The 12,541-nt window shown below is 67.9% G+C and carries 10 protein-coding genes; all 10 read left to right on the top strand.

The window, feature by feature from the left end; all coding sequences use genetic code 11:
• Nucleotides 1–5: 5 nt before the first annotated feature.
• The 10 genes from HD841_RS15620 to HD841_RS15575 all read left to right on the top strand — a co-directional run bounded on the left by HD841_RS15620 (nt 6) and on the right by HD841_RS15575 (nt 12,532).
• A complete protein-coding gene (locus HD841_RS15620; protein WP_179509824.1) occupies nt 6–377 on the top strand; it encodes a DUF3168 domain-containing protein in 372 nt (123 codons plus the stop codon).
• Between the two features lie 67 nt (nt 378–444).
• Nucleotides 445–882 (top strand): phage tail tube protein, encoded by a 438-nt coding sequence (locus tag HD841_RS15615; protein WP_179509823.1) that lies wholly within the window; start codon nt 445–447, stop codon nt 880–882.
• Between the two features lie 3 nt (nt 883–885).
• Complete coding sequence (locus tag HD841_RS15610; RefSeq protein WP_179509822.1) at nt 886–1,323, top strand: GTA-gp10 family protein; 438 nt, start codon at nt 886–888, stop codon at nt 1,321–1,323.
• Nucleotides 1,324–1,445: 122 nt separating this feature from the next.
• Nucleotides 1,446–5,240 (top strand): tape measure protein, encoded by a 3,795-nt coding sequence (locus HD841_RS15605; RefSeq protein ID WP_179509821.1) that lies wholly within the window; start codon nt 1,446–1,448, stop codon nt 5,238–5,240.
• 11 nt (nt 5,241–5,251) lie between these two features.
• Nucleotides 5,252–5,833, top strand: coding sequence for a hypothetical protein (locus tag HD841_RS15600; protein WP_179509820.1), 582 nt, complete (start codon nt 5,252–5,254; stop codon nt 5,831–5,833).
• Nucleotides 5,833–6,420: a hypothetical protein gene (locus HD841_RS15595; RefSeq protein WP_179509819.1), complete on the top strand. Its 588-nt coding sequence runs from the start codon at nt 5,833–5,835 to the stop codon at nt 6,418–6,420. The genes HD841_RS15600 and HD841_RS15595 overlap by 1 nt, the downstream gene beginning before the upstream one ends.
• An 11-nt stretch (nt 6,421–6,431) precedes the next feature.
• The gene (locus HD841_RS15590; RefSeq protein WP_179509818.1) at nt 6,432–6,854 is read left to right on the top strand and encodes a DUF6950 family protein; all 423 of its coding nucleotides are present in this window, start codon (nt 6,432–6,434) and stop codon (nt 6,852–6,854) included.
• A 1-nt stretch (nt 6,855) separates the two neighbouring features.
• Complete coding sequence (locus tag HD841_RS15585) at nt 6,856–11,475, top strand: hypothetical protein (RefSeq protein WP_179509817.1); 4,620 nt, start codon at nt 6,856–6,858, stop codon at nt 11,473–11,475.
• Nucleotides 11,475–11,786 carry a hypothetical protein gene (locus HD841_RS15580; protein ID WP_179509816.1) on the top strand — a complete coding sequence of 104 codons (312 nt, stop codon included), beginning with the start codon at nt 11,475–11,477 and terminating at the stop codon, nt 11,784–11,786. Before HD841_RS15585 ends, HD841_RS15580 begins: the two co-directional genes overlap by 1 nt.
• Entirely contained in the window at nt 11,786–12,532 is a 747-nt protein-coding gene (locus tag HD841_RS15575; protein WP_179509815.1) for a hypothetical protein, read from the top strand. Before HD841_RS15580 ends, HD841_RS15575 begins: the two co-directional genes overlap by 1 nt.
• Nucleotides 12,533–12,541 lie beyond the last annotated feature (9 nt).

The raw sequence follows: 12,541 nt of genomic DNA, 5'->3' as shown, positions 1-12,541 counted from the left end.
CCTCGGTGGCGGAAACCACGACGTTTGATATTCTGGATCAAGGCGTCACCGGTGCGCCGGTCTTCCAGGACGTTCCGGAGGATCAGCCGCTGCCGGTCGTCATCATCGGCGACCTGCTCAGCGTCCCTTTCGCCGGCACGGACGACCCCGATCGCCGCATCACGCTGACGATCATCGTTCTGACCGAGGGCGACGAGCGCCGCCCCTGTGTAGCCCTGCAGGATCAGATCGAGGCGCTGCTCGGCGGCAAGTCGTTCGAGTCCGCCGATTGGAACCTCCACTATTCGGTGGCGAGCAGCGCGGCCGAGCTGGCCGAGGACGCCTCCGGCTACGTCGGCACCACAATCCTGACGATCCTGGCCTTCAGCAACAGCTGAGAGCCTTCCCCTTCATCAATCCTCGCCCCGCCTCGCCAGCGGGGCTTTTTCACATGGGAGAAGCACGATGGCGAAGAAGCTTGGCAATGATTACCTGCTCTGGGTCGAAACCGCGACCGCAGGCACGTTCGCGCTGGTCAAAGGCCAGCAGACCCTCTCGATCAGCCGCGACGCCGGCTCGATCGACACGTCGACGAAGGACGACCAGGGCTACGGCACCTCGGCGCCGGGGCTGAAGTCGCTCAAGATCTCGCTCGACATGCTGCCGAACCTGCCGGACGCCAGCGGCTACACGCGCCTCGAGACGCTGTGCAATGCGACGCCGGCGACGCCGTTCAACGTCCAGATCCGCAAGGGCGGCGCGACCGGCGGTAATGGCGACGTCGTTTTCGCCGGCTCGGTCTATGGCAACATCAGCTCGACCGAGTTCGGCCAGAACGATGCGGTGAAGGCGAAGGCGGAGTTCAGCGCCGCAGCCGCGCCGACCACCGACGCCCTCGGCTAAGCCATGGACGCCGCGAACGACGTCCGCGGCGAGGTCGACCTGGTCCTGGAGGGGCAGCGCTTCGTGCTCCGCCCCTCCTACACCGCGATCGTCGCCATGGAGAAGAAGACCGGCGCGCCGCTGTTGCAGCTCGCCCAGCTCGCCGAGGAAGGCTGCCTCAACCAGGAACAGCAGGCGATCGTGGTCACCGAGCTGGTGCGCGCCTGGGGCCGGTCGCTGGTCGAGGATGAATATGCCTCGGCCGCCGACAAGGCGATCGCCAGCTCGGCGCGCGGTGCCAACGCCGATACGATCGGCGAGCTGCTCTATCCGGTCGGCCTGATGGCGGTGCAGCCTCGTATCGCGATCGTGCTCGGCCTGGCGCTGACCGGGGGCTGCCTGCCCTCGGGGGAAACGAAGACGGCGGGGACGAAGACCCCCGAGATCCCCGCCGTCGAATAGCAGGCATCGCATCGGCCGCGCTCGGGTGGGCGGCCGACCGCTTCTGGCACGCAACACCACATGAGTTCTGGGCCGCTTTTGAGGCCTGGAAGGCCATGAACGTGCCCACCGAGGAGTAACGCATGGCTGATGCGACCGACGTAAAGCAGTTGCTGCTCCAGGTGGATGCGTCGGTCGAGCTGCTGCGCCGTAATCTCAACGAGGGGCAGTCGCGCGTTGACCGGTTCGCCGGCGACACGCAGCGCCGCCTCGACAGCGTCGATCGTCGGTTCGGCGAGGTCGGGCGACCGCTCGGCAACATGAACACGTCGATCGTCGCGACGCGCCGGCAGATCGCGACGATCGGCACCGCGGTCGCGCAGACCGAGGCGAGCGTCCGCCGGTCGGCCGATGGCATGAAGGCGGCGCTGCTCGGCTCGGCCGCCGGTATCGCTGCAGCGTTCAGCGCCGACCGGCTGAAGGACTATGCCGACGGCTACACGCGCTTCACCAACCAGCTGAAGGTGGCGGGGCTCGAGGGCGCGAACCTCGGCAAGACGCAGAACGCGCTGTACGAGATCTCGCAGCGCTACGGCGTCGAGCTCGAAAGCACGGGCTCGCTTTTCGGCCGGCTGAGCCAGGGCGCCAAGGAACTGGGCGCCAGCCAGTCGGATCTGCTGAAGTTCGTCAACGGTGTTGGCGCCGGACTCAAGGTCCAGGGTGGCAGCGCCGAGTCCAGCTCGGGCGCGTTGCTGCAGCTGACCCAGGCGCTCGGCGGCACCTATGTCCGCGCCGAAGAATTCAACAGCATCAACGAGGGCGCGCGGCCGATCCTGCAGGCGGTTGCCAACGGCATCGACAAGTATAAGGGCTCGGTCTCCGCGCTCCGCAACGACGTCATCGCCGGCACGCTCACCTCGAAGGACTTCTTCCAGGGCTTCCTCAAGGGATCCGCCCAGCTCGAGGCGCAGGCGGCCAAGTCGAACTTCACGATCGGCGCGTCGTTCACCGTCCTCAACAACGCGCTCGGCAAATATATCGGCGAGACCGATGCGAGCCTCAGCGCCACCGCGCGCGTCGCCGGCGGGATCGCGGCCCTGGCCAACAATCTCGACACCGTCATCCCAGCGCTGACGACGATCGCCGTGGCTTATGGCAGCGTGAAGGCGGCCGGCCTCGCCGTAGGTGGCGTGTCGGCCGTCCTTGCGACCGTCATGAACGCGGACCGCGCGCTTGCGCAGCAGGTCGTGCTCGGCAACGCGAGCTATGTCAGCCGGACGCAGCTCGCTGCGCGGTCGGCCGAGCTGGCAGCCGCCGGCGCCGCGACCGAGGTCGCCTCGATCGAGAGCACGATCGCCGCGCGCCAGGCCGAGCAGGTCATGCTGCGCGAGCAGATCGCGGCGGAACGGGCGCTGGTCGTGGAACGCCGCGCCGCAGCGCAGGCGGCGGCCGTCTCCCTTACTCAGGGCGGGCTCAACGGGCGGAACGCCGCCCTTGCAGCGCAGGCGGCCGCGAACAACGATGCGACCTTTGCGACGCAGCGCCTGGCCGCCGCCAGGCAGCGCCTGGCTGTTGTCGACGGCGAACTGGCGGTTGCGGAGGGAACGCTGGCCGGGGCGCAGCTGCGATCGGCGGAGGCCGCCAATGTCGCGACCGCCGCGTCGGCGCGCGCGACGCTCGCCGCCCGGGCCGGCGACGCGGCGTCGCGGCTATTCGCCGGCGGCCTGACGCTGATCGGCGGATCCGTCGCCGGCGGTGCGGCGGTGCTGGCGATCGGTGCGCTTGTCGGCGCGTTGCTGCTCTTCCGCAGCGCGGCAGCCGCGGCAGACGAGCGCAATCGGGCAACGGCCGAATCGATGGCGCACGCGGCCGAGGCGGGCCGCCGTTTGAACCAGGATCTTCGCGATCTCGCCTCGAGCAGCACGGCCGCCGCCTCGGGCGTCAACCAGGCGGGTGCCTCGGCGGGCAGCGCCACCGGCAAGATGCTGGCCTTCGCTGGGGCGGTCGGCGAGGCCGCCGGAAAGCTACGCCAGCTGGCAGAGGCGCGCCGCCACGAGCAGGTGTTGAGCCTGACGACGCAGTCCGTCGACGCGGAGCACAACGCAAACGAGGCGCAAGCGAGGATCAACGCGCGGCGGCCGAGCATGGTCAGCGTCTCGGGCGGCTCTGCCATGGCGATCAGTGGTGGTGGGCTGAGCGATGCGGACCGCCGGGCGAACGCTCAGGATGCGCGCCTGGTCGCGTATTACCGGTCCCTGCAGGGCAATGCTTATCGCGGCGCGCAACGGGCGGCCAGCATTCCGCTCGAGAGCCGCATCCGCGAGAGCGACCGCAACGGCGGCCGCGACATCGATGGCGAGCTGGCGCGCGTCACGCGTGACCTAGTCGTCGCGCGCAAACGCGGCATCCGTGCCCAGGTCGACAACCTCGAGGCGCAGAAGTTCGAGCTGACCCAATACAAGAAATATCGGAAGGAAGGCCTCTCCGCCGAATCGGCGCAGCAGGCCGCCAGCCAGGATGCCAGCTCGCTGCGTGGCGCGGCCGCCGGCGCCCAGGGTGATCGCGACGCCAAGGCCGGTACCGCCGCGCAGAAGAAAGCGGATCGTGCCGCCGCGGCCGCCGATCGCAAGCAGCGCACCGAGGTCCGCGACGCGGCGGCCGACGAGCGCGCGTACAGCTCGGCCGAGCGCCAGGCGAACAACGACATCGCCGCGGCGCGCGCCGACCTGACCAACTCGGCGATCGAGCGGGCCAAGATCGAGAAGGACCGGATCGAGGCCGAGCGCCAGAACCGGAACAACGAGATCGCCCAGCAGGCGAAACAGGGCGGCCTGGGCGAAGGGAAGGTCGCCGAGACCCGCAAGCTCGAGCTGCAGCGGCTCAACGACCAGCGCGCGGCGCTCGAGACGGACGTCGTCGACGCGCGCGAGCGCCAGCGCATCGCTGACGAGGCGCTTACCGTCGCGTCAGCCAGCCGCGCCAATGAAGTCGAGCTGCTGCAGAAGCAGGGCGATCTGGTCACCACGGCAGCCCAGCGCCGCGATCTCGAGCAGCGGATCCTCGACGTCCAGTATGCCGAGGAGCGCGCCAAGCTCGAAGGCGTGATCGCGTCACGCGATTCAACGGAAGCCGAAAAGAAGATCGCCCAGCAGCGGCTGGCGATGCTGGGTCAGCTGCAGGGAGCCGATCAGCAGAGCCTCGATCGCAAGAACGCCGGACCGCTCGACCAATATCGCGAGCGCCTGCGCAACGCGACCGGCGACATGAAGGAGGCGCTGCAGGGCGTCGCGGTCGACGGCTTCGAAACCATCGAGAGCGGCCTCAGCGGCCTGATCTCGGGCACGGAGAGTGTCAGCTCGGCCTTCAAGAAGATGGCTTCGCAAATTATCGCGGATCTCGCGCGCATCGCGATCGAGAAGGCGATCGTCTCGGCGATCGGCGGCAGCTTCTTCGGCTTGAAGACCGGCGGCAAGATCGAAGGTCGGGCGACCGGCGGCAAGATCTCTGGCCCGGGCACCGGCACCTCCGACAGCATCTTCGCGCTGATCGACGGCAAGGATCCGCTCATGGTGTCGAATGGCGAGTCTATCGTCACCGCCGCGGCGACCTCGAAATATTGGCCCGTCATCGATGCGATGAACAAGGGCACCTTCCGGATGCCGGGTCTCGCCACCGGCGGTGCAATCGGCCGCCCGCGGCTCAGCGCCGCCAAGGCGCCGAGCATGCGCGACGTCGCCGGCGCCGGCGCCGGCGGCCGCCGCGATCGGCTCGTCGTCGAGGGCTCGATCGCGGTGAACGCCGGGCCGGAGTTCGACGCGAGAATGCAGGACGTGTCGTTCCGCACCGTCGCTGCCTCCGCCGAGCCGATCATGAGCGGCGCGCAGGCACGGACGATCGAGAAGCTGCGCCGCGCTGAATTGCCTGGGGGCCTTGGTTGATGTTGATCAATATGCCTGCCGCGCCAACCGCCGCGAACATCGAATGGAACATCGATCAGCCGGGCCAGGCGAATCGCGGCGAGTTCACTGGCCGGCGCCGCGTCACGCTGCTCACCGCCGCGCCGCGCTGGTTCGCCAAGGTCACGCTGCCGCCGATCGTCGGCGAGGACCGCGTGCTCGACTGGCGTGCGTTCGTCGTCGACTGCGACGGTATCGCCAATAGCTTCCGCGTGATCGCCGTTGAGCGGCCGCAAATCGCGGCGGGGCTTGCGGTGAAGGTGAAGGGCGCGGGGCAGGGCGGGCGCAGCATCATCACCAACGGCTGGGGCGATGCTGGGCAGAAGCTGAAGCGCGGCCAGTTCGTGACGATCGCCGACCAGCTGCTGATGCTCACGGCGCCCGTCGTGGCGAACGCCAGCGGCGAGGCGACGCTCAGCGTGAAGCCGTATGTCCGTTTCGCGACGGTCGACGCCGCGCCGGTTGAGGTGCGCTTGCCCTACGCCGTCATGGCGATGAGCGACCCGAAGAACGGCTGGAAGGTCGGCATCGGGCAAAACTACGCGATCACCTTCGACTGCGAAGAGGCTGGCTGATGGACATCCGCCCCGACGCCGGCGCCCAGGCGGCGCTCGCCGCAGCTGTCCGCCGGCCGGTCACCTTCGCCTGGCTGGACCTCGCCGGCGCGCCGATCCGGGTCACCAACGCGCCCTATTCGTTCACCTTCTCCGGTACCGGCGACGCCGATCTCGACGGCTTCACCTTCAACGCCGTGGATCCGCGCATGGTCTCGGTAGGACCGGTGAAGGCGAAGGAGGGCGGCAGCGACACGCTGTCCCTGCAGCTGTCCGGCCTGGCCAGCGTCGACGACGAAATCATGACCGAGATCGGCGACCGGAAGAACTGGGCCGGCCGCGATTGCCGCCTGTGGCGCGCGATGCTCGATCCGCAGAACCTCACCCGGATCGGCGCGATCTGGTCCTTCTACACCGGCTATATGTCGGTCCCGCAGATCAGCGGCGATCGGCAGGGGCAGGTCATCAACCTCAACGTCGAGACGTACCTCGCCTTCTTCGGCAACGCCTCGAACCGCACCTATCTCGATCAGCTGAGCTACGATCCCGGCGACACGTCGGCCGCGCTCTCGATCGCGATCGCCAACGGCGCCAGCGCGCGCAGCTGATCGGAGCCGCCATGTACCGGAAACCCGATTGGGAGGTGCGCCTTGCCGCGTACCTCGAGCCATTGCGCGCGCGTGCCTTTGCCTGGGGCGAGCATGACTGCTGCACGTTCGCGGCCGGCGCGATCGACGCGATGACCGGCATCGATCCCATGCCCGAGTTCCGAGGCCGCTACAGCACGCCACGTGGATCCGTCCGCGCGCTCCGCCGCTTCGGCGCCGGCACGCTGGCGGCTACGCTCGACGCCAAGTTCGACGTCGTAGATCCGGCGCTGGCCCACCGCGGCGATATCGTCATGTCGTCGGGCCTGCTCGGCGTGTGCCTAGGCCCGGCGCTGGTCGCCGTCGGCCGCGAGGGCGATCGCGAGGGCCTGGTGCTGTTCGAACGGGCGAAGTGGGTCGAGCCCCGCGCCTGGCACGTCCGGTTCGGCTTCTAGGATGGCCAAAGCTCTCAAGATCGCCGCGATCGGTATCGGCGCGGCCGCACTGATCGCGACCGGCGTCGGCGCCGTGGCGCTCGGCGGCCTCGCCGGCAGCCTCACGCTGTTCGGCGTCTCGACCAGCACGATGCTGCTGGCGGCCGGCGGCCTCAGCGCGGCAGCCAGCCTGTTGATGAAGGCGCCCAAGGTGCCGGCGTCGCAGACCGAGCGGCTGACCGCCAGCATCGATCCACGCGCCTTCCGCAAGACGGTGCTGGGTCAGACCGCAATGCCGGTCGATGTGCGATTCGAGGAATGGTCCGGCAAGGATCAGGAATATTGTGATTGGGTCGTCGCCCATGCGAGCCACGCCTCCGACGGCATCGAGGAGATCTGGTTCAACACCGAGATGGCCTGGTCGGCGACGACCGGCGTGGTCGGCAAGTACCGTGGCTATTTTTCGGTTCCGCATATCGTCCTCGAGGGATCGCCGGCGAACGCCTTCGTCATCGGCTCGGGCCGGTGGAACCAGAGCGCGCGCCTGACCGGCTGCACCTATTCGCACTGGCGCTTCAAGGTCACCGGCAACAGCAAGAAGGCTGAGAGCCCGTTCTCGTCCGGCTTGCCGAGCCGCATCACCGTGATCGGCCGCGGCGCCAAGCTGTACGATCCGCGCCGCGACAGCACCGTCCCGGGCGGCAACGGCCCGATGCGCGCGAACGATCAGTCGACCTGGCGCTACACCGCCGACGACGGCGCGGTGATTGGCGAGAACCTGGCGCTGCATGTGCTGCGCGTTGTGCTCGGCTGGCGCATCCGCAATCCGACCACCGGCGAGATGAAGCTGGCGACGGGCTCCGGCGTGCCGGCGCGGCGGCTCGACCTTGGTTCGTTCATCGTTGCGGCGAACCTTGCCGACGAGCTGGTCAACCGGTCCGCCGGGGGGCAGGAGCCGCGCTACCACGGCGCGTCGGTGATCTCCGAGGGTGACGACGCCAAGACGGCGCTCGATATGCTCTGCGCGGCCTGCTGCGGCCGCTTCCGCGACACCGGGGGCAAGCTGGCGCTGGTGATTGCGCACAACGACCTCGCGCTGGCGGCCGTCGACGCCGGCCTCAACGACGACGACGTGATCGGCGCGTTCAACTGGAACCCCGACGCGGCGCTCGAGACGGTGCCGAACGTGGTGCGCGGCAAGTACGTCGATGCGTCGACGAACTCGCTCTACCAGATGATCGACTACCCCGAGGTTCGCCTGGCGAGCCTCGACGGGCAGGATCGTATCTTCCCGCTCGATCTCGGCGCCGTCGAGAGCCCGAGCCATGCCCAGCGGGTCGCCAAGCAGATCCTGCAGCGCAAGCAGTATCCCCGCGAGTTCACCGCGCCGTTCGATATCCGCGCCTGGAAATACGCCGTCGGTGACCCGGTCCCGTTCACCTTCGCGCCGCTGAGCTTCGCGCGTGCCCTGTTCCGGGTGAAGGAACAGGAGCTGGGGCAGAACGGCACCTGCAACATGACGCTCACCTTCGAGAGCGCCAGCTTCTACCAGTGGGACGCAAGCGACGCACCGCCGGTGCAGGCGGCGGCGGCGATCGTCTACGACGCCAGCAACAGCGCGCTGGTCCAGGCGATCGACGAGGCGGGCACGACGGCGAATTGGAGCGCGGTCGCCGACGACGATGGCAAGAAGCCGGAGGACGGTGCGACCGTGGGCGCTCCGGTCGGCACGAACGTCGGCGATCGGCCGGTCGTCGACGTGATCAAGCAGATCGACAAGGCGCGCGCCGACATCGACGGCTTGGTGGCCACCGTGGGCGAGGGGCAGACCGATCTGTCGCAGCAGGTCGACGCGGCGAACGCAGCCCGTGACGCCTCGCAGGCCGCGCGCGATCAGTCGCAGGCGGCGCGGGATGCCGCCAGTGCGGCGCAGGTCGTGGCCAGCGATGCCGCAAAGGCGTCCGCGGTCTCCGTCACGGATGCGAAGGGCTTTGCGCAGACGGCGAGCGGCGCCGCCACCACTGCCACGCAGAAGGCGGGTGAGGCGGGCAGCTCTGCCTCCACGGCGTCGGCCAGCGCGGACATCGCGAAGACACAGGCTGGCCAGGCGTCAGCGAGCGCGGGCAGGGCGGCTACCTCCGAGACGAACGCCGCGGGATCATCGAATAGCGCCGCGAGCAGCGCGAGCCTCTCGGCGTCGGCTCGCGACCAGGCAGGGGTTGTCGCTGCCAACCTGATCCTGTCCACCTTCACGCCGGACACGCTGAAATACTGGTATGTAGGCAGTCTCAGCGGAACGCCGACGGCCAGAATGGCAACGCCGTGGGGCTACGAGTTCTATCAGAACAACGGCTGGGTTGTTCGGCTGCCGCCTCGTGACGCGGTGATCAGTCCTGCCGGGGTTGTGTCGTATGTTCCGGGCCGGATCGTGCGCACCGCAGTCGTCGGCGCCAACGTCGATAACCTCAATGGCACCCATTACATCGGGCTGGCCTACCTCGACGCCAACTATAACCAGATTTCGGCGCAGCAGGTCGGCATCGCAGCTGCCGATGCAAATCACACCCGCGACCTGACGATCGGTACCGTCGCCGGTGCCGTCTATGTGCGTCCCTATTTCTCGAAAGACGTCTACGCCGACGGCCGCTACGAGATCCGCAGCATCACCATTACCGACGTGACCTCTGAGGTCACCGGCAAAGGCTATGCTGACGCGTCGAGCGCCAGCGCATCATCGGCCGCGGCCTCCAACACGGCAGCAGGTCAGTCGGCAAGCGCTGCGGAAAGTTCGCGGCAAGCCGCTGTCACCGCCCGAGGTGGGGCCGAAAGCGCCCGCGACACGGCTGTTACCAGCGCCTCGGGCGCGCAGGGGTCGGCGAACACGGCCGCCACTCAGGCGGTGCTGGCGTCGCGCAGTGCCACGGATGCGGCCGCCAACTCGGCAAACGACAACCGGTCGCCGGGCATGGCGATGACGCTTTGGTCGTACAACCAGTACAACGACTTCGCGCCGACCAACAATCTGACCCAGGACGGTATCTTCAGCGCCGTCGGGGGCATGCTGCGCGTGGGCGCCAACACGTACCACGTGCACCCGAAGGGGCCGACGAGGCTGCAGCCGGGTAAGCGATACCGCCTCTACGCCCGGGTGAAGCTCACTCAGGATGGCCCCCAAGTCAGTGGCCATATCCTGTGCTGCACCTTCTTCGACGCCAACGGCGCCTTGATGGCGGGCAATACCGTGTTGGTGACGTCGATCCCCAATTTCACCGTTGCCGACGGCTATAAGGACATCACGGCCGTCATCAGTGGCGACGGGTCGTCAGGCTTCACCTGGCCTGCGGGCGCGGCATGGGGCCGTGTCATGTACCGGACCAGCGGCACGCCATGCGAGGTCTCGCTCCTCTACATGGAGGACGTCGAAGGACAGACGGCCGCCCAGGGATATGCGAACGCGGCCAACACCAGCGCGTCTACCGCATCGACCAAGGCAGATGCCGCGGGCGCGAGTGCCTCGGCTGCCGATAAGTCGAAGCTTGACGCACAGGCCGCCAACGGGTCGGCGCAGAGCGCGGCAGGTGCTGCCAGTGGATCTGCGGTCGCGGCAGATGCCAGCCGCGCCCAGGCTCAGACCTACGCGAGTTTGTCGTCGTCGTTTGGCAACAGTGCGCTCAACCGCAATCCCTTCTTCGCCGATCCGGCTTGGTCGACGGCAGGGAACGGCAACACTCCGCCAGGGTATGTCATCTGGTCGCAGTCGGGCGGTGGCTTCATCGGGCCGTATGGCGGTGCTGCCGGTTACCTGAACCCGTATAGCGGGCTCCGCAGCCTTCAGGTCGACCGCCAAGGGCTCAACTGTGGGGTTCGGATCGGGCTCGGTGCCTTGCCGCGCGGCTGGTACGTCATGGAAGTCGATGTGCGGGCTGAGGACGGCATCTGGACCGGTGCCGGCGTGCACATCAACTTCAACAATGGCTACGAGTCGGACAACACCTTCTCGTTCGGCCGATACGCTGACACGTCCGAGGTCATCACCGATCAGGCCAACAACCGTAGGCAGTGGGCGTTCCTGGTCTACAACGGTGCCGACAGCACCAACACGCTCATGTACCTGATGGCGGGCTGGGAGCGCTTCGGCTCTTACGGGCAAGCCGGCGTCGGCTTCCTCCGGACCATTTGGCATAAGGCGGTCATTCGCCCTGCGACCAACATGGAGATTGAGGGGCGCCGCGCGCTCACCAATGCAGCCACCAACGCCACGCGCATCGAGCAGATCAACAAGACGCTGTCCGATCAGTACGGTTCGCTGGCGCAGCGGGTCAGCAACACTGAGGCGACCGCGGGCAACCTCGCCAGCCGGACCGGCATCACCGAGACCGCGGTTGCTGACCTGCGCACCAAGCAGGCGGCGGCTCGCATCGAGCTGACCGCCGGATCAGGCGGCGGCAACGCGACAGCGACGATCCGCTCTGACACGATCAACGGGACAGCCATCGACTTCGGTGCCGACAACATCAACTTCGTCGGCAACGTGAAGGTGCAGAAGAACGTCGGCGGAAACGTCATCTCGATCGATAGCGATCACGGCTTTATCATCACCGCGCCGAACGGCGTGCGGGTGATCGAACTCACGGTCGACTGATGGCACGCCTCATCGTGCGAGATCGCGCGACCAATCGGGTGAGGCTCGACAGCAACACGAACGCCATGCTCCACCTCGGCACCGCCAGCATCGGCGGTGCCGGGACGGCGCAGTCCGGGACCATCACCGACGACCGGTTCAGCTGGGGAACGGGCGTGGTGTTCACGCTGCTCGGCGGGTTCGTCGGTCGCGACGGTTACGAGGCTGTCTTCACCTTCTCCGGCAACACGCTGACCTGGCGGTATCCCCGCTCGGGCAGCAATGCAGCCGAGAGGGCGCCGACCACCTTCCTCTATGGGGTTGTTCCCTGATGGTCACCGCGCGCATCCGGCGGCCGGACGGCCGTATCCAGTTCGACGCCTCGGCGCTCACATTCCAGATGGTCGGCAAGGGCTCGGTCAATGTGCAGGGCCGGGTCGCCGGAAACACCACGCCGGGATCGGCGCTGATCCCGATCCCGAGCGCAAGCGCAACACGGGTGCTCGCGGTCGCGGCGCCGTTCTTCACCGCCAAGGCCGGCACGACCCAGATCAACGGTCAGACTTACGCGCACTATGCCTGCTCGGTTGCCAGCGGCACCGTCAGCTATTGGATGTTCGATCTGTCGAGCAACATGCCGCGGTCGCCTGGCGGTCTGACGCTCCGCAATCCGCAGACCGGCGTGATCATCTACAGCAGCGACTACGACGTGTTCCGTGTGGTCGATCGGCTGACGAGCGCCGGCGACAGCCGGAACCTGGACGCCTCGCGCACCTACGCGGTCGCGCAGCAGGACTTCGCCGGCCACCGCCGCCCATTGTCGCCAGGCAGCTACTTCCTCAACGGCCAAGAGATCATCTGGGACGGCTCACCGCAGGGTCGCGACTCGTCGTGGTCCTACCAGAACGACGGCAAGCTGTACGGCACGCGCGTCTCGGGCGGCGCCATTTCAAGCGGTGAGGTCAGCTGGGACGATGTTCGCGGCCAGCTCGGCTTCGGGCCGACCCCGCCCGACTATCCGCCGGACTGGACTCGGCCGCTTGGCAACGCGCTGATCGTCGACGTCACCGGCCTCTGATCTCAGCAT

It is taken from the genome of Sphingomonas melonis, from assembly GCF_013409985.1.
Lineage (GTDB): Bacteria > Pseudomonadota > Alphaproteobacteria > Sphingomonadales > Sphingomonadaceae > Sphingomonas > Sphingomonas melonis_A.
This window is presented reverse-complemented; position numbering and strand designations above follow the sequence as displayed.